The organism is Streptomyces sp. NPDC056061 (assembly GCF_042266885.1).
Classification (GTDB): Bacteria; Actinomycetota; Actinomycetes; order Streptomycetales; family Streptomycetaceae; genus Streptomyces.
Genome location: NZ_JBHJWQ010000001.1, coordinates 498,403 through 520,960, shown reverse-complemented (window position 1 = coordinate 520,960; position 22,558 = coordinate 498,403). Strand labels below are relative to the sequence as shown.

20 protein-coding genes are annotated in these 22,558 nt (G+C 70.6%); 11 read left to right on the top strand and 9 right to left on the bottom strand.

The features are described from left to right. Positions 1-119: 119 nt before the first annotated feature. Positions 120-3,128 carry a BTAD domain-containing putative transcriptional regulator gene (locus ACFC79_RS02320; RefSeq protein ID WP_376234031.1) on the top strand — a complete coding sequence of 1,003 codons (3,009 nt, stop codon included), beginning with the start codon at positions 120-122 and terminating at the stop codon, positions 3,126-3,128. A 138-nt stretch (positions 3,129-3,266) separates the two neighbouring features. Further along, on the top strand, positions 3,267-3,425 hold the full coding sequence (locus ACFC79_RS02315; protein WP_376234029.1) for a hypothetical protein: 159 nt from the start codon (positions 3,267-3,269) through the stop codon (positions 3,423-3,425). Between the two features lie 85 nt (positions 3,426-3,510). Here the strand turns inward: ACFC79_RS02315 and ACFC79_RS02310 are convergent, their stop codons facing one another. The 3 genes from ACFC79_RS02310 to ACFC79_RS02300 all read right to left on the bottom strand — a co-directional run bounded on the left by ACFC79_RS02310 (position 3,511) and on the right by ACFC79_RS02300 (position 7,163). Next, positions 3,511-4,179 carry a DUF6304 family protein gene (locus ACFC79_RS02310; RefSeq protein WP_376234027.1) on the bottom strand — a complete coding sequence of 223 codons (669 nt, stop codon included), beginning with the start codon at positions 4,177-4,179 and terminating at the stop codon, positions 3,511-3,513. A 130-nt stretch (positions 4,180-4,309) separates the two neighbouring features. Continuing rightward, on the bottom strand, positions 4,310-5,395 hold the full coding sequence (locus ACFC79_RS02305; RefSeq protein WP_376234889.1) for a family 2 encapsulin nanocompartment cargo protein polyprenyl transferase: 1,086 nt from the start codon (positions 5,393-5,395) through the stop codon (positions 4,310-4,312). A gap of 361 nt (positions 5,396-5,756) precedes the next feature. Beyond that, a complete protein-coding gene (locus tag ACFC79_RS02300) occupies positions 5,757-7,163 on the bottom strand; it encodes a family 2B encapsulin nanocompartment shell protein (protein ID WP_376234025.1) in 1,407 nt (468 codons plus the stop codon). A gap of 171 nt (positions 7,164-7,334) precedes the next feature. Here ACFC79_RS02300 and ACFC79_RS02295 point away from each other — a divergent pair, with 171 nt between their 5' ends. The 3 genes from ACFC79_RS02295 (at position 7,335) to ACFC79_RS02285 (ending at position 10,138) form a co-directional block, all read left to right on the top strand. Next, positions 7,335-7,781 carry an RrF2 family transcriptional regulator gene (locus ACFC79_RS02295; RefSeq protein WP_376234022.1) on the top strand — a complete coding sequence of 149 codons (447 nt, stop codon included), beginning with the start codon at positions 7,335-7,337 and terminating at the stop codon, positions 7,779-7,781. 113 nt (positions 7,782-7,894) lie between these two features. Next, positions 7,895-9,091, top strand: a complete 1,197-nt coding sequence (locus ACFC79_RS02290) for a globin domain-containing protein (protein WP_376234020.1) — start codon at positions 7,895-7,897, stop codon at positions 9,089-9,091. A 114-nt stretch (positions 9,092-9,205) separates the two neighbouring features. Then, positions 9,206-10,138 (top strand): 1-aminocyclopropane-1-carboxylate deaminase/D-cysteine desulfhydrase, encoded by a 933-nt coding sequence (locus ACFC79_RS02285; RefSeq protein WP_376234018.1) that lies wholly within the window; start codon positions 9,206-9,208, stop codon positions 10,136-10,138. Here the strand turns inward: ACFC79_RS02285 and ACFC79_RS02280 are convergent. After that, positions 10,111-11,715 (bottom strand): Na+/H+ antiporter, encoded by a 1,605-nt coding sequence (locus ACFC79_RS02280; RefSeq protein WP_376234016.1) that lies wholly within the window; start codon positions 11,713-11,715, stop codon positions 10,111-10,113. The genes ACFC79_RS02285 and ACFC79_RS02280 overlap by 28 nt on opposite strands. 35 nt (positions 11,716-11,750) lie before the next feature. On the opposite strand from ACFC79_RS02280, the gene ACFC79_RS02275 reads away from it, so the two are divergent. From ACFC79_RS02275 to ACFC79_RS02265, 3 genes are all read left to right on the top strand, one after another. Continuing rightward, a complete protein-coding gene (locus tag ACFC79_RS02275) occupies positions 11,751-12,011 on the top strand; it encodes a UBP-type zinc finger domain-containing protein (RefSeq protein ID WP_376234013.1) in 261 nt (86 codons plus the stop codon). 266 nt (positions 12,012-12,277) lie between these two features. After that, positions 12,278-12,691: an anti-sigma regulatory factor gene (locus ACFC79_RS02270; RefSeq protein ID WP_376234011.1), complete on the top strand. Its 414-nt coding sequence runs from the start codon at positions 12,278-12,280 to the stop codon at positions 12,689-12,691. Next, entirely contained in the window at positions 12,688-13,641 is a 954-nt protein-coding gene (locus ACFC79_RS02265; protein WP_376234009.1) for an RNA polymerase sigma factor SigF, read from the top strand. The genes ACFC79_RS02270 and ACFC79_RS02265 overlap by 4 nt, the downstream gene beginning before the upstream one ends. 125 nt (positions 13,642-13,766) lie before the next feature. Here the strand turns inward: ACFC79_RS02265 and ACFC79_RS02260 are convergent, their stop codons facing one another. After that, complete coding sequence (locus ACFC79_RS02260; protein WP_376234887.1) at positions 13,767-14,147, bottom strand: hypothetical protein; 381 nt, start codon at positions 14,145-14,147, stop codon at positions 13,767-13,769. Positions 14,148-14,400: 253 nt separating this feature from the next. Here ACFC79_RS02260 and ACFC79_RS02255 point away from each other — a divergent pair, with 253 nt between their 5' ends. Both ACFC79_RS02255 and ACFC79_RS02250 read left to right on the top strand, forming a co-directional pair. Next, positions 14,401-15,369, top strand: coding sequence for a diacylglycerol/lipid kinase family protein (locus ACFC79_RS02255; protein WP_376234007.1), 969 nt, complete (start codon positions 14,401-14,403; stop codon positions 15,367-15,369). A gap of 318 nt (positions 15,370-15,687) precedes the next feature. After that, positions 15,688-15,945, top strand: coding sequence for a WhiB family transcriptional regulator (locus tag ACFC79_RS02250; RefSeq protein ID WP_003953983.1), 258 nt, complete (start codon positions 15,688-15,690; stop codon positions 15,943-15,945). Between the two features lie 178 nt (positions 15,946-16,123). Here ACFC79_RS02250 and ACFC79_RS02245 read toward each other — a convergent pair whose 3' ends face one another. Next, on the bottom strand, positions 16,124-17,590 hold the full coding sequence (locus ACFC79_RS02245; RefSeq protein ID WP_376234885.1) for a sensor histidine kinase: 1,467 nt from the start codon (positions 17,588-17,590) through the stop codon (positions 16,124-16,126). A gap of 556 nt (positions 17,591-18,146) precedes the next feature. Here ACFC79_RS02245 and nagB point away from each other — a divergent pair. Beyond that, positions 18,147-18,932 (top strand): glucosamine-6-phosphate deaminase, encoded by a 786-nt coding sequence (gene nagB / locus ACFC79_RS02240; RefSeq protein WP_376234005.1) that lies wholly within the window; start codon positions 18,147-18,149, stop codon positions 18,930-18,932. Positions 18,933-19,119: 187 nt separating this feature from the next. Here the strand turns inward: nagB and ACFC79_RS02235 are convergent, their stop codons facing one another. Genes ACFC79_RS02235 through ACFC79_RS02225 form a run of 3 tightly spaced genes read right to left on the bottom strand, consistent with a single transcriptional unit; the run spans position 19,120 to position 22,541 of the window. Next, positions 19,120-20,661 (bottom strand): glycoside hydrolase family 3 protein, encoded by a 1,542-nt coding sequence (locus tag ACFC79_RS02235; protein ID WP_376234003.1) that lies wholly within the window; start codon positions 20,659-20,661, stop codon positions 19,120-19,122. 9 nt (positions 20,662-20,670) lie between these two features. Continuing rightward, positions 20,671-21,531, bottom strand: coding sequence for a carbohydrate ABC transporter permease (locus tag ACFC79_RS02230; RefSeq protein WP_376234001.1), 861 nt, complete (start codon positions 21,529-21,531; stop codon positions 20,671-20,673). Further along, complete coding sequence (locus tag ACFC79_RS02225) at positions 21,528-22,541, bottom strand: carbohydrate ABC transporter permease (protein ID WP_376233998.1); 1,014 nt, start codon at positions 22,539-22,541, stop codon at positions 21,528-21,530. The genes ACFC79_RS02230 and ACFC79_RS02225 overlap by 4 nt, the downstream gene beginning before the upstream one ends. Between the last annotated feature and the right edge of the window lie 17 nt (positions 22,542-22,558).

Sequence of the window (22,558 nt, the reverse complement as noted above, 5' to 3'; positions counted from 1 at the left end):
TGCCATCTTTTGAACGATGCTGACATCGTGTCATCCTCGGGCGTGCACTGAATTCCCTGGCCCCCGACGTGTGGTCGGAGGCCGGGGCCGACGAAAGCCGACCGGCGATTGGGGCGCTGGTGGAATTCGAGATCGTGCTGCTCGGGCCGGTCGAATTGAGGGTGAACGGGCACGGGGAAGCTCTCGGCACGCCCAAGGCGAGAACGATGGCCGCCGCGCTGGCCGTCGACGCGGGGCGCCCGCTCTCCATCGACACCCTGATCCACCGCCTGTGGGACGACAACCCGCCGGGAAAGCCACGGGCGAGCCTGCACGCGTACGCCACCAGGATCCGGCAGCGGCTGCGCGGACCCGAAGGCGACGGGCCGGACCCCCTCCCCCAGCAGGCCCACAGCTACACCCTCGCGATCGACCCGGAACAGGTGGACAGCCACCGTTTCCAGCGGCTCTGCACCGAGGCCCGCGCCCTGTCGGACAACGGCGACGACACCGGCGCGCTCGCACTGTTCCACCGGGCCGAACGGCTCTGGCGGGGCGATCCGCTCACCGGGCTCACCGGCCTCTGGGCGGAGAGCGTCCGCGCCAACCTGCGCGAGAAGCACCTGGCCGCCACCCTGGCCCGGGCGGACATCGAACTGCGGCTGGGGCACTACGCGGAGCTCGTCCCGGACCTGTCCACGCTCTTCGAGCAGCATCCGACGGACGAGACGGTCGCACGGCAGCTCATGGTCGCGACATACGGCTGCGGCAGGCTCGCCGACGCGCTGCGCACGTACGACATCGTCCGCCGTCGGCTGAGCGAACACCTGGGCTCGGACCCCGGCGAGGAACTGACCAGGCTCTACCGGCGCATCCTGGACCGGGCCCCGCTCTCGGCGCTGCTGAGCGGACCCGAATCCGCCCGGGTGGTACCGGTCACGCTTCCCAGCCACGGTGATCTGGTGGGCCGGGAGGAGGAGATGCGCGCGCTGGAGGCCGCACCGAGGACCGGCGCCGTGATCGCGTTGCAGACGATCACCGGAATGGGCGGGGTCGGCAAGACCCACGTCGCCCTCCATGCGGCCCGCCGGCTCGCCGACCGGTACCCGGACGGACAGATCCACATCGACCTCGGCGCACACGCCCAGGGCCGGCGTCCGTTGTCGCCCGAATCGGCCCTGACCACCCTGTTGCGGGCCTTCGGTGTCTCCGCCGGGGAACTCCCCGACGACCTCGACGAGCTCGTCTCGCACTGGCGCACCCTGCTCAGCACCCGGCGCGCGGTGATCGTTCTCGACGACGCGGCCGACGCGGACCAGGTGCGCCCCCTGCTCCCCGGCTCCTCCGCCTCGCTGATCATCATCACCAGCCGCCACCGGCTGGCCGGCCTTCCCGGTGTCCGGTCACTCTTCCTGGACGTCATGCCAGAGGACGACGCCGGCCGGCTGTTCCGGCGGCTGGCGGGCGAGGAACGCACCCCGGACGCGGCCGATGTCGCAAGGATCGTCCACCTGTGCGGCTACCTGCCGCTCGCAGTGGAGATCGCGGCGGGACGCCTGGTGTCCCGCCCGTCCTGGACCACGTCCCACTTGATCAAAAAACTCTCCCGCGCGCCCGGCAGACTCGACGAAATAAGGGACGGATATCGCGAGATCGCCGGGGTGTTCGACATGTCCTACGCCACCCTGTCTCCCGATCAGCGCACCGCTTTTCGCATGCTCGGTCGACATCTCGGCCACGATTTCGATCTGTATGCGGCCTCGGCCCTCACCTCCCTGCCGCTCGATTCCGCGGAACGCGTCCTGGAGGCGCTGCTCGACGCGCATCTCGTCCAGGAGCCCTCGCCGGACCGCTACCGATTCCACGATCTGATCGGCGAGTTCGCACGGACCCTCGATTCCGGCGGGAAGCAGGAAGAAGATCACCGCCTCGCCGTGGAGAGACTGATCGATTTCTACGTACGGGCGGCCGAGCGGGCCGACGAGATGATCCACCCCGACCACTCACCGGGGAAAACACCGCCCGCGCCCGCCTTTCCGCTTCCGGAATGGCCCGACGCGGCCGCCGCCACCGGCTGGCTGTCCCAGGAGCTCACGGCCCTGCTCGCCGCGGAGCAGTACGCCCGCACCCGGGGGCATGCCCACCTGGCGGCCCGGCTCGCCCGCGCACTTGCACGCTTCCTCGACAAGGCCGGGTACTGGGCGGCGGCCAGGGACATGCACGAGCCCGCCGCGCGGTACTGGCTCGAAGCGGGAGACCGGCAGGCCGCGGTGCGCGCCCTGATCGATCTCGGCACGACGCTCACGCGCTCCGGCGACTACGAGCCCTCGCTCGCCGCGGGCCACTCGGCGCTGGAGGTCGCCGACGCGCTCGACGACCCGGAGGCCGAGGCGGAGGCCCGGCATCTGCTGGGTGTCGTCCACTGGCATCTCGGCAACCACGAGGCGGCCCTCTCCTTCCAGACCCAGGCACTGGAACGGAGGCTCAAAGTCGGGGACGATCTCCAGCTCTCGAAGACCCGCAACAACATGGGAATCACCCACCTCTTTCTGAAGAATTATGCCGCGGCCCTGGAGTGCTTCGCCTCCGCACTCAGCGGATTCCGCCGCGCCGGAGATGTCCAGGAGGAGCTGAAGGCCCTCAACAATATGGCCGACCTCCATTCGATAACCGGCGACCAGGAATCATCGCGCCGTCTTCTCGATAAAGTTCTCGGGAGCCCACACGCGGCAGCCAATCCATTGACGCGGGCAACCAGCCAGGTAAATCTGGCGAATACCATGAAAATGCCCGAGGAATTGAACGAGGCATTGAGTCTCTACCGTGACGCCCTGCTGACTCTGCATCGCCTCGGCGACCGCAGGAACAGTTCGATCACCTTGCACCACATGGGCCTCGCGTTCGAAGCGGCCGGGGACGACGACCGGGCGGCCGCGCACCACGAGCACGCACTCGAACTCGCCACTGGCATAGGCGCAGCGCACGACCGCCTACAGGCGCTCTGCCGACTCGGTGCGACCGAGCGCAGGCTCGGTCGCACCCGCGCCGCGATCGGGCATCTGGAGGAGGCCGTCGACCTCGCCGACCGCATCGGGGCGACGGACGAAGCGGCCCAGGCGCAATACGAACTCTCCGCACTGCGCGCGTAATTCAACCGCGCGAAAACGGGCACACCTGTCGCGGGAGAGCCGCCCACCACTCATATTTCGTGATCGCAACGGATCATGAAGAGGCTATGCTCACCGGAGTTACACGCACCATTCGCACGAGCACGGAGCAAGACCCACATGAACACCAGCAAGTTGGCATATGCCACCGGCATTATCGCCTTTATCTTCGTCGCGCTGATTTGCCTTCCGTCTTTCCTCGCGACGACAGGAAAGACGGCTCCCGCCACCGCAGGAAACCCACTCCCGGAAGAGATAGGCCGGTCCATCACGCTGTAAACCCGCCCGCAGTCCCAGCGGGATCATCCGTGCCGGAAGCACTCCGGCACGGAGCCCATTCACACCCCTCGCCCGTGCCGGATGGTCAGGCCAGTTCCAGCGGGAAAGCGCCCCGATGACCGGTGCCCGCTCCGCTCTCCGGGCGGGACTCGTACTCCCGGCAGCTCCAGATCTCCTGGACGAACCCCGTCCGCCGCTCCCAGAGTTCGCGGACATCCCCCTCGTCGGCGACTCCGCGGTAGGCGTCCTTGGCGCCCCGGAAACACGCGAGGCCGCCGGAGAGCCCCCGGCCGGGGGCCGGGAAGTAGTCCGAGAACGCGCAGGCGATGCACGTCTGGAGGCGCACACCCGGCGGCAGGGAGCGCTGGATCGTGGCGAGGGCGGACGCGAAGTCGCTCTCGGCCCGGTGCGATCCGTACGCCGCACCGCCGAACTGCAACTCCAGGTGGAGATACGGATCGGGGCGGCGCAACGACAACAGGCAGCTGAGCGTGGCCTGGTGGACGGCATCGTCCCAGAGGACCGGGAGCGGCAGGTCCCACTCCAGGACGCAGTCGCCCAACGCCCCGTCGACCAGGGCGAACAGGCCGTCGGGCGGCGGAGTACCGGCCACCGGCGCGAGGCCGTCGAAGCTCTCGCCCTCGAAGTCGACGCCCCTGATCCGGAGGCGGAGTTGCTGTCCGTCGGTGGTGAGGACGACGGCGTCGGAACCCTGTCGGTCCCGGTACCACCCTGCCCATGACTCGTCTGTCATGGGCAGGGACTGTAGCCCGTGCCCATGACAGATGCCCTGCCGCCCTCCGCCTCACCTCACGGGCCCGGTGACCGCCGTGTCCTTCCGGCCCCTGCTCGCGGCACGGCACGTCCGGGCCGTCGCGTGCGGCTCAGTGCGTGCGCCGGGTGACGAACTCCGCCAGGGTCAGGAGGTCACCGGCCCCGGCCAGGTCGGGGACCGCCCCGGAGAGGTGGTGGACCGCACGGGCCATCCGGTCCGCCGCGCTCATCTGGGCCCAGTCCCGGCCACCGGCCCGCTCCACGGCATCGGCCGCACGGCGCACCTCGTCGGGAGTGCTCATGGACCCCCGGTAGAGCGCGGCGAGTTCGGCGGCGGCGGGCCTGCCGGACACCAGTGCGGCCACCACGGGCAGCGACTTCTTGTGGGCGGCGAGATCCGCGCCGACCGGCTTCCCGGTCCGTGCCGGATCCCCCCAGATACCGATCAGGTCGTCGATCAGCTGGAAGGCGAGGCCCGCCTCCCGGCCGAACCCGTCCATCGCCTCGACGGCCCGCTCCTCGGCACCGGCGTACAGCGCTCCCAGCGCGCACGCGCAGCCGAGCAGGGCGCCGGTCTTGGCGGTGGCCATGGTCAGGCACTCGTCCAGGGAGACGTCCTGCGGCCCGCGGTCCGCGAAGGCGCAGTCGGCCTGCTGGCCCGCGCAGAGCTCGATGACGCAGTTCGAGAGCCTGGCCGAGGCACGGGCCCCGGCCGGGCCGACGTCCTCCGCGAGCAGTCGCTGAGCCAGGGCGAGCACGGCGTCGCCCGCGACGATCGCGTCCGGGACGCCGAACACCGCCCAGGCCGTGGGGCGGTGCCGACGGGTCCGGTCCTCGTCGATGACGTCGTCGTGCAGCAGCGTGAAGTTGTGGACCAACTCGACGGCGACGGCCGCCCGTACCGCCTGCCGCGGATCGCCGCCCAGCGCCCGGGCGGCGGCGAGGACGAGCGCGGGCCTGATCGCCTTGCCCGCCCGCCCCTCGGACGGGGTGCCGTTCGGCTGCTGCCAGCCGAAGTGGTACATCGCGACGCGGCGGATCGGTCCGGGCAACGACTCGACGGCCGCGCGCAGTTCGGGATCGACAAGAACCCGGGCCCGTTCCAGAAGGACTGCGGCCTCCTGGCCGGGAGCCACGGCGTCCTGGAGCGGCATCGCGGTCTCCGGCGGCGTCGTGTCCTCCCGGCGCGGCGTCATGGGGGCGGCCGGACGGTCGCCGCCGGGATGCCTGCGGGTGGGTGGTTGGGGTACGTGATGGGTCTTCACCGGGGCGTCCTTACGACCTGGGTGGGGAGCAATGGGGAGTGGACCAGTGAGCGGCGCCATGCGGCTTCGCGTCCGAGGCGGAGAAGTGCGCGAGGGCGAAGGGGGCCTCCCCCGTTCGAGCCGAGCCGGCAACGTGGGGAGGCTCGCGACCGACGACGACGCGGGAGGCGGAGTCGCGGGGCGTCAGGAGCCCGCCCCCTCTTGCTCCCCAGGTCGTTGGATGCCGCCCCGGGCCCGATCGCCCGGGGCGGGGGTTGTCCGGGCCCGGACACTGCCGTCCGGGCCCCAAGGGCTACCGCCAGCGGCTGACCTCGACGTTTTCCAGAACACCGAGGGCGTCCGGGACGAGGATGGCCGCGGAGTAGTAGGCCGTCACCAGGTAGGAGATGATGGCCTGTTCGTCGATGCCCATGAAGCGGACCGACAGGCTGGGCTCGATCTCGTCGGGAATGCCGGTCTGCTGGAGGCCGATGACACCCTGCTCGGCCTCGCCCGTCCTCATGCAGATGATCGACGTGGTCCGGGCCTCGGTGACCGGGATCTTGTTGCACGGGAAGATCGGCACGCCCCGCCAGGCCGGCACGTGGTGCCCGCCGACGTCCACGCTCTCCGGCACCAGGCCGCGCTTGTTGCATTCGCGCCCGAACGCCGCGATGGCCCGGGGGTGGGCGAGGAAGAGCTTCGAGCCGCGGCGGCGCGAGAGCAGTTCGTCCATGTCGTCGGGGCTGGGCACGCCGTCGTGCGGCTGGAGGCGCTGCCCGTAGTCGCAGTTGTTCAGCAGGCCGAACTCGCGGTGGTTGATCAGCTCGTGCTCCTGGCGCTCGCGCAGCGCCTCGACCGTGAGCCGCAACTGCTGCTCGGTCTGGTTCATCGGCTGGTTGTAGAGGTCGGCGACCCGGCTGTGGACCTTCAGGACGGTCTGCGCGACGCTCAGTTCGTACTCACGCGGTGCGGCCTCGTAGTCGACGTACGTGTGCGGGACGACGGCTTCGCCGACGTGGCCCGCGGAGAGGTCGATCGCCGCCTCCCCGTACTTGTTGGTGCGCTGCTGCGGGACGCCGAGCAGGCCGGCGAGATGGGCGCGGAGCGAATCCGCGCGCTCGGCGAGGTTCAGCACATCGGCCCGGCTCAGCGTCAGCACGGTGCACGCGGTGACGGCGCGGGCCGTGTAGTCCCAGGTGGCATCGCCGTCGACCAGGGCCTGGTCGCCGAAGTAGGCCCCGTCGGCGTGGACCCCGAGCACCATCTCGTCCCCGTACGGGCCGGTGCCGACCTTCTCGACCTTGCCGTGCGCCAGGAGGAAGACACGGTCCGCCGCGTCCCCCGAACCGGCGAGCACCTGCCCTGCCGCGATCTCCCGCTGCTCGCACCGCCGGGCCAGTTCGCCGAGCACCTCCTCGTCGCCGAAGTCCCGGAGGGCGGGCAGCTCTCCGAGCTCGGCGGGAATGACCGCCACCCGGTCGCCGGTCTGCACGAAGGTCACCCGGCCGTCCCCGACCGCGTAGCTCAGCCTCCGGTTCACCCGGTACGTACCGCCCTGCACCTGCACCCACGGCAGCATCTTCAGCAGCCACCGGGAGGTGATCTCCTGCATCTGCGGTGCGGACTTGGTGGTTGTCGCGAGGTTCCGCGCGGCCGCCGTCCCCAGACTCTGCTGCGGCGGCAGCGACGCGTACTGAACCTCTTCACCCACGGACATCTGTGGTCCTCTCGAAACGCTCGACTTGCCTGCGCGAAGAAGCCTTTCAGCGCGCAGAGTCGCGGCGCCATTACACAAAAGAGTGTGATTATCCCGGCATTGGGCTGGGCACTGCGCCGAGTCGGGCATCTTAAGTTGCATCCACGATGCAACTTATCTACCGTGACGGTCATGCGGCTGACGAGATTCACCGACGTGGCGCTGCGCGTACTGATGCGCCTCGCCGTCGTGAAGGGCGAGGATCCACCGACCACGCGGGAGGTGGCGGCGACCATGCAGGTGCCGTACACCCACGCCGCGAAGGTCGTCGCCCGGCTCCAGCACCTCGGCCTGGTCGAGGCGCGCCGGGGCCGCGGCGGAGGAATCGGCCTCACCGAGGCGGGTCGGTCCGCCTCGATCGGCGGGATCGTCCGAGAGCTGGAGGGTCCGGGCGACGTCGTGGACTGCGAGGGCACCACCCCCTGTCCACTGCGCTCCGCCTGCCGTCTGCGCGTGGCCCTGCGCCAGGCGGAGGAGGCCTTCTACGCCTCGCTCGACCCGATGACCATCGAGGAACTCGTCGCCGCACCCACCGGTCCGCTGCTGATCGGCATCACCGGCCGCCCCGGCACCGGCTGAACAACCCCGCACCCCCTTCCCTCCGCATCCGGGCACCCCGCCCGGATGCACTCCGCCCAAAAATACGAATCTGATATACCAATTCAGGGATCCCAGAGATCAAGGAGTCAACGATGCTCTCCGAGACGTCGACCGCCACCGTCCGCGCCACCCTCCCCGCCGTGGGAGCGGCCATCGGAGACATCGCCGATCTCTTCTACCGCAAGCTCTTCGACGCCCACCCGGAGCTGCTGCGCGACCTCTTCAACCGCGGCAACCAGGCGTCCGGCGCCCAGCGCCAGGCCCTCGCCGGCTCCATAGCCGCGTTCGCGACCCACCTGGTCCGGCACCCGGACACCCGCCCCGACGTGATGCTCGGCCGCATAGCCCACAAGCACGCCTCGCTCGGTGTCACCGCCGACCAGTACGAGATCGTCCACACCCATCTGTTCGCCGCCATCGCCGAGGTGCTCGGCGACGCGGTGACGCCGGAGGTCGCCGCCGCCTGGGACGAGGTCTACTGGCTGATGGCCGGAGCCCTGATCTCGATCGAGGAACGGCTGTACGCGCAGCAGGGCGTCGTCGCCGGCGACGTGTGGCGCGAATGGGATGTGGTCTCCCGGGTCGAGGAGACGGCGGACGTCGCGACCTTCCGGCTGCGCCCGGCCGACGGCGCCCCCGCCCCCGCCTTCCGTCCCGGCCAGTACGTCTCCGTTCAGGTCGAACTCCCCGACGGGGCCCGCCAGATACGCCAGTACAGCCTCTCCGGCGCCCCGGGGTCCCCGCTGCGCTCGATCACCGTCAAGCGGGTGCACGGCGGCGGCTCGCCGGACGGCGAGGTCTCCCGTCACCTGCACGCCGAGGTCCGGACGGGCGACCGGCTGCGCGTCTCCGCCCCGTACGGCGACCTCGTGCTCGACTCCGCCGACGCCCCGCTGCTGCTCGCCTCCGCGGGCATCGGCTGCACCCCGATGCTCTCGATGCTGGAACACCTCGCCACGACCGGCCACCGCGCCCCGGTCACCGTCGTGCACGGCGACCGCTCCCCCGCCGACCACGCGATGTGCACCGACCACGCGGCGCTCACCGACAAGCTGCCCGACGCGAGCGCCCACTTCTGGTACGAGCAGCCGGGGCCCGGCCACCCGGCCGACCGCACCGGCCTCGTCGACCTCACCGACCTCCCGGTCGCCCCCGGCACCCACGCCTACCTCTGCGGCCCGCTGCCCTTCATGCGCGCCGTGCGCACCCAGCTGCTGGCCAAGGGGGTCCCGGCCGCCGCCGTCCACTACGAGGTGTTCGGCCCCGACCTCTGGCTCGCCCAGGACTGAAAACCGCCCCCCCCCACCCGCGGAGTCGGCCGTGCCCGGGTCGAGCCCGATCCGGGCACGGCCCCGCGCGAGCCCGAGGACCGTCCTTCCGGTACGGGCTGGTCAAATGGACGGGTGAACCGGCCCCCGTCCCCCGAAGCGCTGCTCCGGCCCCGACTGCCCTCCCCGCTGGAGGAGGTGCGGGACGAGCGGTTCGGCCGCCACGGGGTGCGGCTCCTGCTGAAGCGGGACGACCTGATCCACCCCGACATCCCGGGCAACAAATGGCGGAAACTCGCCCCCAATCTGCGGGCCGCCGCCGGGCGCACCGTGCTGACCTTCGGCGGCGCGTACTCCAACCACCTGCGGGCCACCGCCGCCGCCGGCCGGCTGCTCGGCTTCCGCACCATCGGGGTGGTCCGGGGCGACGAACTCGCCGGCCGCCCCCTCAACCCCTCGCTCGCGCAGTGCGCCGCCGACGGGATGACCCTGCACTTCGTGGACCGTACGACGTACCGTGCGAAGGCCGAACCGGCGGTGCTGGCGGACCTGATGAGCCTCTTCGGGGAGTGCTGGGTCGTCCCGGAGGGCGGCAGCGACGCCATGGCCGTACGGGGCTGCACGGAGCTGGGCCGCGAGCTGCGCGACCGGGCCGACGTGGCCGCGGTGGCCTGCGGGACCGGCGGCACCCTCGCCGGTCTCGCCGCCGGTCTGACGCCGGGGCAGCGGGCGCTCGGAGTCCCGGTGCTGCGCGGCGGCTTCCTCGGCGACGCGGTGCGGGAGCTGCAACGGGAGGCGTTCGGCGGACCCGCCGGATCCTGGTCGCTGGACGAGCGCTTCCACTTCGGCGGCTACGCCCGTACCACCCCGGAGCTGCACACCTTCGCGGACGACTTCGAGCAGCGGCACGGGCTGCCCATCGAGCGGCTCTATGTGGCCAAGCTCCTGTTCGCGCTCACCGCGCTCGCCGGGCAGGGCGCGTTCCCGGCCGGCACCGCCGTCGCAGCCGTCGTCACGGGCCGCCCCATGGCCGGTCCCGCTCACGGCGCGTCCGACTCCTCGCGGTAGGCGGCCGCCTCCTCCAGGTCGAGGCGTCTGAGCAGGGTGCGCAGCATCTCGTCGTCGATCCGCCGCTCGTCGCGGAGCCGCACGAAGACCTCGCGCTCGGCTTCGATCATCTCCCCGGCCAGACGCCGGTAGGTGTCGTCCACCGACTCCCCGGTCACCGGGTTGGCCGCGCCGAGCCGCTCCCACACGGCGTTGCGACGACGTTCCAGGACCGTGCGCAGGCGGTCGGTGAGCGGCCCCGGCAGCGTGTTGCGGGGGTCTGCGAGCAGTCCCTCCAGGCGCGCCTCGGCGGCCGCGGACGCCTCGCTCTGCGCCTGGGCCTCGGCCAGGGTCTGCGATGTCGCGTCGCGTCCCGGGAACTTCAGCACGCGCACCAGCGGCGGCAGGCTGAGCCCCTGGACGACAAGGGTGCCGATGACAGTGGTGAAGGTCAGGAACAGCACGAGGTTGCGGGCCGGGAACGGTCGGCCGTCGGTGGTGAGCAGGGGGATGGAGAACGCGATGGCGAGCGAGACGACGCCGCGCATGCCGGCCCAGCCGACGATCAGCGGCGCCCGCCAGCCGGTGTCCGGCTCACGCTCCCTGACCCGTGCCGAGAGCCATCGGGGCAGGTACGTCGCCGGGAAGACCCAGACGAAGCGGACCACGACGACGGCGAGGAACACCGCCACCGCGTACCACAGGGCGTCCGCCACCGCGTACGCGCCGAGCCCCCTCAGCACGAAGGGCAGCTGGAGTCCGATCAGCGCGAACACCGCGGACTCCAGGACGAACGCGACCATCCGCCAGACGGCCGCCTCCTGGAGCCGGGTCGCGAAGTCGACCTGCCAGGCACGGTGGCCCAGGTAGAGCCCGACGACGACCACGGCGAGCACCCCCGAGGCATGGACGCGTTCGGCCGCCGCGTACGCCACGAAGGGGATCAGCAGCGACAGCGTGTTCTGCAGCAGGGGCTCCCTCAGGTGCGTGCGGAGCCAGTGCAGCGGCACCATCAGCACCAGTCCGACCACGACCCCGCCGACCGCGGCCAGCAGGAACTCGCCGACCCCGGCGCCCCAGCTCATGCCCTCGCCCACGGCGGCGGCGAGCGCCACCTTGTAGGCGGTGATCGCGGTGGCGTCGTTCACCAGGGACTCGCCCTGGAGGATCGTCGTGATGCGGCCGGGCAGCCCGACCCGGCGGGCGATCGCGGCGGCCGTGACCGCGTCCGGCGGGGCGACGACGGCCCCGAGCACCAGCGCGGCGGTGAGCGGCAGACCGGGCACCAGGTGGTACGCCAGCCAGCCGACCGTCACCGTCGCGAAGAGGGTGTAGCCGACGGAGAGCAGCGCGACCGGCCGGAGATTGGCCCGGAGGTCGAGGTACGAACTGTCGACGGCCGCCGTGTGCAACAGGGGCGGCAGCAGCAACGGCAGCACGATGTGCGCGTCCAGGGTGTACGTCGGCACCCCGGGCAGGTACGAGGCGATCAGCCCCGCCGCGACCAGCAGCAGCGGAGCCGGCACCGGCGTGCGGCGGGCGACGCCCGCGACGGCCGCACTGGCCGCGACCAGTCCCACCAGCGGCAACGCGTCCATCTCACCGTCCTCGCATCCGTCGTAACCTGACCATCATGAGTGAATGCGCGCATGTGATCGCGCTGCCGCGCCCCGAACCGGAGCCGCTCAGCGGAACCTGCCTCGGGTGCGTCGCGGCGGGTGTGCAGCCGGTGCATCTGCGGCTGTGCCTGGAATGCGGCCACGTCGGCTGCTGCGATTCATCGCCGCTGCGGCATGCCACCACGCACTTCGAGGAGACCCGGCACCCGGTGATGCGCAGCTTCGAACCGGGCGAGAGCTGGCGATGGTGCTACGAGGACGGTTCGATCGTCTGACACCTGGGTACGTCAACCCGGCGCCCGTTGTCCGTAATTGATCGACGCAGACCCCTAGCCACCGTGTGTGGTCACTGACTTACCATGAGTGACAGTCATGGGCTGGGACCTGCCCGACCTTGATCCGTCGGCAGGCCCCGGACGCCCGGCGACACGGCATCATGGATCGCGATAGCGTCGCCGGACCAGAACCGAAGACGTACCACATGGCTCCGGGGTGCCCTTCCCGGATCCTCGGAAGAGTTTGTGCCACCTTGGAGGTGAGGGTGTCCCAGATCGCAGGCGAGCCCGGGAATCAGGACTTCGTAGAGGTCCGGCTGCCGGCTGCGGGTGCCTACCTGTCGGTGCTGCGTACGGCCACGGCCGGTCTCGCGGCACGCTTGGACTTCACGCTCGACGAGATCGAGGATCTTCGCATCGCGGTCGACGAGGCATGCGCGATCCTGCTCCAGCAGGCCGTGCCCGGCTCCGTCCTCAGCTGCGTCTTCCGGCTCATCGACGATTCTCTCGAAGTGACCGTGTCGGCCCCGACGACGGACGGCCGGGCACCGGAGCGCGACACCTTCGCCTGGACGGTGCTCTCCGCACTGGCCGGGAAGGTCGACTCCTCGGTGGCCGACGACCGAACGGTCAGCATCAGCCTCTACAAGCAGCGCGGCGCGGGACCCGGGCCGGCGTGAGCGACGGAAACGGGGACGGTCCGGTGCGGGACGAGACGATCCGACCCGGGGTGGTGCGCGCGGCAGGCATCCCGGAGCAGCAGGCCCTGCCCCATCCTGAGGACGGGGCGGAAGGGCCTGCGGGCCGTACGGCCGCGAGGGAGCAGTCGCAGGCGGAGCGGGCAGGCCAGATGAGCGAGCACGGGCACCACGATCCACACGACCGCAGCGGCGCGCGGGCGCTCTTCATCGAGCTGCGCGGCCTCCCCGACGGGTCGCCCGAGCGGGCGGAGCTGCGCAACCGGCTGGTGCGGATGCACCTGCCGCTGGTGGAGCATCTGGCCCGCCGGTTCCGCAACCGCGGCGAACCGCTGGACGATCTGACCCAGGTCGCCACGATCGGCCTGATCAAGTCGGTCGACCGGTTCGACCCGGACCGCGGTGTCGAGTTCTCGACGTACGCGACCCCCACGGTCGTCGGCGAGATCAAGCGCCACTTCCGCGACAAGGGCTGGGCGGTCCGGGTGCCGCGCCGGCTCCAGGAGCTGAGGCTGTCGCTCACCACGGCGACCGCCGAGCTCTCCCAGCTGCACGGGCGCTCGCCCACGGTGCACGAACTCGCGGAGCGCCTGGGCATCTCCGAGGAGGAGGTGCTGGAGGGCCTGGAGTCGGCAAATGCCTACAGCACGCTCTCGCTGGACGTGCCGGACACGGACGACGAGTCCCCGGCGGTCGCGGACACGCTGGGCTCCGAGGACGAGGCACTGGAGGGGGTCGAGTACCGGGAGTCCCTCAAGCCCCTGCTGGAGGACCTCCCGCCGCGCGAGAAGCGGATTCTGCTGCTGCGCTTCTTCGGCAACATGACCCAGTCGCAGATCGCGCAGGAGGTCGGCATCTCGCAGATGCACGTCTCGCGGCTGCTGGCCCGCACCCTGGCCCAGCTGCGCGAACGGCTGCTCGTCGAGGAGTAGGCCGTCCGGCCCGCGCCGAGCGACGGGACCGGGGAACGCCGCCCGGAACCGGCCCGGAGCGGGCCCTGCGGCGACCGGAACCCGGTGACGCCCCGCGGTGTCACCGGGTTCCGGGCCGGAGCCCGTCAGGCGTCGGGGGTCGTGGTGCCGGGCCGGCGGATGCCGAGCTCCTCGATCGTCGTCGGCCTGACCAGCTGGTAGAACGCGGTGATGACCACCGCAGCCAGCACGATCCCGGTAGGGATCAGCACACCGTGGGACCTCAGCAGCGTCCAGGCCACCGGAAGCGCGATGATCTGCGTGATGAGCGCGGGGCCGCGGCTCCAGCTGCGCCGCAGCAGCAGCCCCCGCGCGGCGATCAGCGGGATCAGGCCCAGCGCGATCAGCGTGAGGCCGCCCATCTCCGCCTGTTGCGGGCTCTCGGGGCGCCCGAGCAGCCCCATCACCAGCATGTAGAGCCCCCCGACGACGAGCGCCACCCCCTCCAGGGCGGTGAGTCCCGCCACCAGGGTGATCCTGCTCGGCTTCGCCGGTCCGGCCGACGGCGAGGGCGACGGCGAGGCCGACGAGTCGGGCGCGTTCTGCTGAGTACTCACCCCTGCAGGTTGGCATCCCCGCCCCGCGAAAGCGAAGCCGGGGTGGCGAACGACACGGGGGCGCGGGACCGCATCCGCCCCACCGCACCCGCACCGTCACTCAACGTGAAGGCCATGGGGAGAGACTTCTTGGCAATACCGTCGGGTAGGTACTCTGACGGTCATGCGCGCACTTCTCGTGGTCAATCCAGCTGCTACCACCACCAGTGCGCGGACCCGTGATGTGCTCATCCACGCCCTGGCCAGCGAGATGAAGCTGGAGGCCGTGACCACGGAGTACCGAGGGCACGCCCGGGACCTCGGGCGGCAGGCCGCGGAGTCCGGGACGATCGATCTCGTGGTGTCCCTGGGCGGCGACGGAACGGTCAACGAGATCGTGAACGGCCTCCTCCACAACGGCCCGGACCTGGACGTCCTGCCCCGGCTCGCAGTGGTCCCCGGCGGCTCCACCAATGTCTTCGCCCGCGCCCTCGGCCTGCCGAACGACGCGGTCGAGGCGACCGGCGCGATCCTGGACGCGCTCGCCAACCGCACCGAACGCACCGTCGGCCTCGGCCTCGCCTCGGGCACCCCGGGCACCGAGGACGAATCGGCCCCGGGGCGCTGGTTCACGTTCTGCGCCGGGCTCGGCTTCGACGCGAGCGTGATCGGCCGGGTCGAGCAGAAACGCGAACGCGGCAAGCGGTCGACGCACGCGCTGTACGTGCGCCAGGTGGTCCGGCAATTCCTGGAGGAGCCGCACCGGCGGCACGGCACGATCACCCTGGAGACGCCCGGCCACGAGCCGGTCACCGATCTCGCGCTGTCCATAATCTCCAACACCGCCCCCTGGACGTATCTGGGAAATCGCCCGGTGTACGCCTCGCCCGCCGCCTCCTTCGACACCGGCCTGGACGTGCTCGGTCTGAAGCGGCTCTCCACCTCGGCGGTCGCGCGGTACGGCACCCAGCTGCTCACGTCGAGCCCCGAAAAGGGCCCTCGCGGCAAGCACGCCGTGTCGCTCCACGACCTCACGGACTTCACCTTGCATTCAAAGGCGCCGCTGCCTTTCCAGATGGACGGCGACCATCTGGGAGTGCGCACCAGTGTGACGTTCACAGGCGTACGCCGTGCACTGCGTGTGATTGTGTGAGTAGAAGAGTCCAAAGTCCTTTAACTCGAACGTTTGGGCTGCGATCCACCCCATAGAAGTACGGCTGTGACCTAGTCGACACCGAGGAATCAAAAAAAACTTTCCAGAAGGGGTTGTATCCGCCGCTGAGGTTTGCGAATCTCTACATGGCGATCGGGACGGCAGCAACAACAGCCTCCACTGAGAGCCAGAACCCCTCCTCACTTCACAGGACCACAACCAGTTCATCTGGGAGTCGGCCCGTTTACCTGCGGGGGGATTCGTGAAAGCGTTCACATTCACAAGCACTGTATGCAATACCAAGGAGAGGTAGCAGCCATGGACTGGCGTCACAACGCCGTTTGTCGTGAGGAAGACCCCGAGCTGTTCTTCCCCATCGGCAACACCGGTCCTGCGCTGCTGCAGATCGAGGAAGCCAAGGCCGTCTGCCGTCGCTGCCCCGTCATGGAGCAGTGCCTGCAGTGGGCGCTCGAGTCCGGTCAGGACTCCGGTGTCTGGGGTGGCCTCAGCGAGGACGAGCGCCGCGCGATGAAGCGCCGCGCCGCTCGCAACCGGGCGCGCAACGCCAGCGCCTGATCCGACGCCACCGCTACGAGCCTCAGCCCGGCGGCGCGTACAGCGCGTACGCATCACCCCGCCCCCCGAGTCGCAGCGCGCAGTACCCCCCAAGCGCATGCATGAACAGTGAGCCCGGACCGTTTCGCACGGTCCGGGCTCATTGCTGTGCGGTGCCGGACCCGGGCCGGCTTTCGCGCTACTTCTCCGCCCGGACCGGGATGTCGAGGACTACCTGCGTGCCGCGCTCGGGGGCCGGGACCATGCCGAACGTACCGCCGAGCTCGCCCTCCACCAGCGTTCGCACGATCTGGAGTCCCAGGTTTCCGGCGCTCTGCGGGTCGAATCCCTCGGGCAGACCGCATCCGTCGTCCTGCACCGTGATCAGCAGCCGCTGCTCGACGGAGGTGCCGCCGCGCACCGCCGACACGTCCACGGTGCCGTGCTCGGCGAGGGTGAAGGCGTGTTCCAGCGCGTTCTGCAGAACCTCGGTGAGGACCATCGCCAGCGGGGTGGCCACCTCGGCGTCGAGAATGCCGAAGCGTCCCGTGCGGCGGCAGCTGACCTTGCCCGGGGAGATCTCGGCGACCATCGCGATGACCCGGTCGGCGATCTCGTCGAACTCCACCCGCTCGTCCAGATTCTGGGACAGCGTCTCATGGACGATGGCGATCGAGCCGACGCGCCGCACTGCCTCGTTGAGGGCCTCACGGCCCCGCACCGAATCCATCCGGCGGGCCTGGAGCCGCAACAGGGCGGCCACGGTCTGGAGGTTGTTCTTCACCCGGTGGTGGATCTCCCGGATGGTGGCGTCCTTGGTGATCAACTCCCGCTCACGGCGTCGCAGTTCGGTGACGTCCCGGAGGAGGACCAGGGAGCCGATCCGGACCCCCTTGGGCTTGAGCGGAATCGCCCGGAGCTGGATCACCCCGCCCGCGCACTCGACCTCGAACTCGCGCGGCGCGTACCCGCTGGCCAGCTTGACCAGGGCCTCGTCCACCGGCCCTCGGGACGGGGCGAGTTCGGCGGTGATCGAACCCAGGTGCTGGCCGACCAGGTCGGAGGCGAGACCGAGGCGGTGGTACGCGGAGAGACCGTTGGGGCTGGCGTACTGGACGACTCCGTCGGCGTCGAGCCGCAGCAGCCCGTCGCCGACCCGGGGCGAGGCGTCCATGTCGACCTGCTGCCCGGGGAACGGGAAGGCTCCGGCGGCGATCATCTGGGCCAGGTCGGAGGCCGACTGCAGGTAGGTGAGCTCCAGCCGGGACGGCGTGCGGACGGTCAGCAGGTTGGTGTTCCGGGCGATCACGCCGAGGACCCGGCCCTCCCGGCGCACCGGGATCGACTCCACCCGGACCGGCACCTCCTCGCGCCACTCCGGGTCGCCCTCGCGGACGATCCGGCCCTCGTCCAGTGCCACGTCGAGCATCGGACGGCGGCCGCGCGGCACCAGGTGGCCCACCATGTCGTCCTGGTAGGACGTCGGGCCGGTGTTGGGTCGCATCTGGGCCACGGACACGTAGCGGGTGCCGTCGCGGGTGGGCACCCACAGCACGAGATCGGCGAAGGACAGGTCGGAGAGCAACTGCCACTCCGAAACCAGCAGATGCAGCCACTCCAGGTCGGTGTCACCGAGGGCTGTGTGCTGGCGGACGAGGTCGTTCATGGAGGGCACGTGTGCGAGCGTACCCGCGTACGGGCCACGGCTTCGAACCGGACGACCGCGTCGTACGCGAGAGGGGACGGGCCCCCGGAATTGCGGTGCTCCGACGGATGGACACGGCGAATGGTCTAGTCCACAATGCTGAGGAAAGAACTTCCGCCCTCCCCGCACAGGAGAGCGGATCGAGGCGTCGGCACTCTCTGCCCTGACCGCGCGGGCGCCTCACCCGGCCGGGGGCACCGCACACCGTCGGCCGGACGGACCGTCCGTTGGGCCGGTCTCATTCCGGGCTGCGGTGCCGGACGGGCCGAGGGTCCCGTCCCGGCGCCGCGGCCCGCGGGTGTTTCCGGGCCCCGGGGCGACAGCCGCCCCGCCCCGCCCCGCCCCGCCCGTGCCACATCCGAGCCCCGCCCACCGCCCGCGATCCCGGCGGTCCCGTCCCGGCGGTGGGGGCTGCGGGACAAGGGCGGACGCCGTGTCCGCGTCACCCGTTTCTGCTAGATTGGACTTCGAATGGTCTATACCACCTGATTCAACTCTTCAGATCGGCAGGCCCCGCGTGGAAGTTGTCATCGTCCCGGACGCCAAGGCAGGCGGCGAACTCATCGCAGAGGCCATCGCCGCTCTGCTGCGCCGCAAGCCCGACGCCCTTCTCGGCGTTGCCACCGGCTCTACCCCGCTGCCCATCTACCGGGCGCTGGCGGACAAGGTCCGCTCCGGCGCCGTGGACGCCTCGCGCGCCCGCATCTGCCAGCTCGACGAGTACGTCGGACTGCCCGCGGGCCACCCCGAGTCCTACCGCTCCGTGGTGCTGCGCGAGGTCGTCGAACCGCTCGGCCTGTCCGAGTCCTCCTTCATGGGCCCGGACGGCTCCGCCGAGGACATCCCGGCCGCCTGCGAGGCGTACGACAGGGCGCTCGCGGAGGCGGGGGGCGTCGACCTCCAGCTCCTCGGCATCGGCACCGACGGACACATCGGCTTCAACGAGCCGTGCTCCTCGCTCGCGTCCCGCACCCGGATCAAGACGCTCACCGAGCAGACCCGGATCGACAACGCGCGCTTCTTCGACGACGACATCTCGCAGGTGCCGCACCACGTCATCACCCAGGGCATCGGCACCATCCTGGATTCCCGCCACCCGATCCTGCTCGCCACCGGCGAGGGCAAGGCGGACGCCGTGGCGCAGACGGTCGAGGGGCCGGTGGCCTCGGTCGTGCCCGCCTCGGCACTCCAGCTGCATCCGCACGCGACGGTGGTCGTCGACGAGGCCGCGGCGTCCAAGCTGAAGCTGGCGGACTACTTCCGCGCCACGTACGCGGCGAAGCCGTCGTGGCAGGGCCTGTAGAACGTCCCCGAAGCCCGGACACGCCAGGAGGCCCGGAGCACCCGAGGTGGGTGCTCCGGGCCTCCCGCGCGTCGTGGTCGCGCGCCCGGCCGGACGGACGACGCCCGGTGACCGTCCCCGCGGACGGTCACCGGGCGTCGGGGCGGGTGGCGGTGCGGCCCCTTCTCGTTCCGCACCACCGCGCCGCTCAGCCCTGCCGGTCGGGCGTCCCCTTCACGATGAGCTCCGCGGCCGCCAGACCGCAGACGCGGGCGGCGCCGTGGGTGGCGATGTGCAGACCGCCCCGGGCCGGAGCCTGCGGAACGCCCATCTCGACGACGACCGAGCCGGGGCGCCGGGCGACGAGGGCGTCGAGCGCCTTGGCCATCCAGGCGTGACGGTGGGCGTCGCGGACGACCACGACGACGCGCCGCTCCCCCGCCGCCGCCAGCACGGCGTCCACGGGTGCCTCGGTCTCGTCGCCGTAGGTGTCGCCCTCCGTCCCCGGAACCAGCCGGGCCAGCTCCGCGAGCACGCCCCACGGGGTCTCGTTGCCGACCGCGATGTTCGACGCGGAGGTGAACGTGGCGACGTACGCCGGCGCGGTCAGCGGTTCGGCGGAGCCGGTCGGTTCCACCGCGCGGCGGGCGGCGACCAGACCGATGTCGGAACCGATTCCGGTGCCGGACGCGGTCCCCTCCTGCGCTGCCGCGCCCGGCTCCGAACCGGTTCCCCCGGCCCTCTGCGCCCACGACGCGAGGGCACGCACCCGGGCGGCCGCGTCCGCGAGCCGCTCCTCGGCGAGTTCACCGCTGCGCACCGCCGAGACCAGCGCGTCGCGCAGCCGCAGCACGGTGCCGTCGTCCTCCAGGCCGCCGCCGACGCACAGGGCGTCGGCACCCGCGGCGATGGCGAGGACGGAACCGTGCTCGATGCCGTACGTACCGGCGATGGCCTGCATCTCGACGGCGTCGGTGATGATCAGGCCGTCGTAGCCCAGCTCCTCGCGGAGCAGGCCGGTGAGGATGCGGGGGCTCACCGTTCCCGGACGGTCCGGGTCGAGCGCGGGCAGCAGGATGTGCGCGCTCATCACGCACTTGGAGCCCGCCGCGACGGCCGCGCGGAACGGCACCAGCTCGCGGGCGTGCAGGGTCTCCAGGTCCACGTCGATGCGCGGCATCGCGTGGTGCGAGTCGATCGCGGTGTCGCCGTGCCCCGGGAAGTGCTTGGTGCAGGCGGCGACCCCGGAGTTCTGCATGCCCTCGATGTACGCGGCGGTGTGCCGGGCCACCAGCCCGGTGTCGGCACCGAAGGCGCGTACGCCGATGATCGGGTTGTCCGGGTTGGAGTTGACGTCGGCGGACGGCGCCCAGTTGAGGTTGACGCCGCACTCGGCGAGCCGGCGGCCCAGCTCCTGGGCGACGGCGCGGGTCAGCCCGACATCGTCGACGTGCCCGAGCGCGAGGTTGCCGGGGAAGGAGGAACCGGTGCGGACCTCCAGCCGGGTGACGTCGCCGCCCTCCTCGTCGATGGCCACGAGGAGGTCGTCGCGCTCGGCCCTGAGCTGGGCGGTGAGTGCGGTGACCTGCTCGGCCGTCCGGATGTTGCGGCCGAACAGCGCGACGGAGGCGAGTCCCTCGTCGAGCCGGCGCAGCACCCAGTCCGGGGCGGTGGTGCCGGTGAAGCCGGGCTGCAGGACGGCGAGCGCGTCGCGGGTGATGGTGTCCGTGGCGGATATCAGTGTGGTCATGAGGCTGCGTTATCCCTTCACGGCGCCCGAGGTGAGGCCCGCGGCCATCTTCTTCTGGATGAACATGAAGAACACGACAACCGGAAGCGCGATCATCGTCGACGCCGCCATGAGCGCGCCGTAGTCGGTACCCCGCTCGGTGGTGAACGTCATCAGCCACACGTTGAGCGTGTACTTGGAGTTGTCGTTGATCAGGATGTACGCGAAGAGGTACTCGTTCCAGGCGTTGACCAGCGCGAAGATCGACGCGGCGGCGAGCCCGGGGGCGAGCAGCGGGAAGATCACGCGGCGGAAGGCGCCGAACCGGGTGCAGCCGTCCACCATGGCCGACTCCTCCAGCTCCACCGGGATGTTCACCACGAAGCCGCGGATCATGATGGTCGCGAACGGCAGGGTGGAGACCAGGTAGACGACGATCAGGCCCCAGTACTCGTCGATCCCGCCCATGGCGTTGAGCTGCGCGTAGATCGGGATGAGCATCGCCGTCGGCGGCAGCATCTGCACCAGGATCATGATCAGGAGCAGCGGCTTGCGGCCGAAGAAACGGAAACGGCCGATGGCCAGCGCGGCAAGGGTGGCGATGATCATGCCGCCGACCACGGCGGTGATGGAGACGATCAGGCTGGACTGGATCGCGGTGTCGAAGTTGGGCTGCTTGATCGCCCGGGCGAAGTTGTCGAAGGTGATCGACGTGGGCCACAGGCTCTGGTCATAGGACCGTATCTCCCGGTTGGGGCGCAGGGAGCTGATCACCAGCCAGTAGACCGGGAAGATCATGACGAGCGCGATGCCCAGGCCGAGGACGTCGAAGCCCAGTCGGCTCTTCTTGCGGTCCGGCCGCAGGACCTGTGTGTCGGTCGTGGTGCTCATTCGACCTCTCCCGTCTTCATGAGCTGGCGCAGGTAGTACACGGCCACGCCGGACAGCAGGATCACCGTGATCAGGGCGATCGCGGTTCCCTGGCTGAAGGAGGTGGACGTGAATGCCTTGGAGTAGGAGTAGAGGCCGAGGGTCTCGTACTCCGGCTCGGGCTTGTTGCCACGCAGCAGCCAGATCTGGCCGAAGACGTTGAAGTCCCAGATGACCGAGAGCGTGGCCACCATGGTGAAGACCGGCTTGATGACCGGCCAGGTGACGTACTTGTAGACGCCGTAGCTGCTGGCGCCGTCGAGGGAGGCGGCCTCCTCCAGTTCCTTGGGGACCTGGGTGAGTGCCGCGTAGAGGGTGACGACGACGAAGGGGATGGCGCCCCAGACCACGAGCAGGGTGATGATCGAGAAGCCCTGGATCGGATCGAGGTACCAGTTGTGGCCGAGCCAGTCCTCGCCCACGACCTTGGCGATCAGGGTGTTGATCAGGCCGTAGTCGGAGTCCGCCATGAAGCGGAAGACCGAGGCCGCCACCATCAGCGGCATCGACCAGGCCGCGATCAGGGCGAACGTCAGCACCAGCCGGACCCACGTGGTCAGACGGCGCATCAGCAGGGATATCAGCAGCCCGATGCCCATCGTGAGCGTCACGCAGACGGCCATGAAGACGACCGTGCGGAGCGTGACCCACCAGAATTCGGAGTCGCCGAGGATGTTGGTGAACTGGTCCAGTCCGACCCACGGTGCGGATTCGCCGGTCCAGAGCTCGCGCCGGCCCATGTCCTGGAAGGACATGATGACGGTCTTGCCGAGCGGGTAGAGGTAGACGGCGGCGATCGCCACGATCGCCGGGAGTATCAGGAGATAGGGGAGCAGTTCCCCCTTCTTCCGCTGCCTCTTCTGCTTGCGTGGTCCGGTGCCGGCCTCGACGGACGACGGGGTTGCGGACACTTGGGGATCACGTGGTGCGGGGACCGGTGGTCCGGCAGCCTTGGTATCAGCGGCAGTCACGTGGCTGACCTTCCATC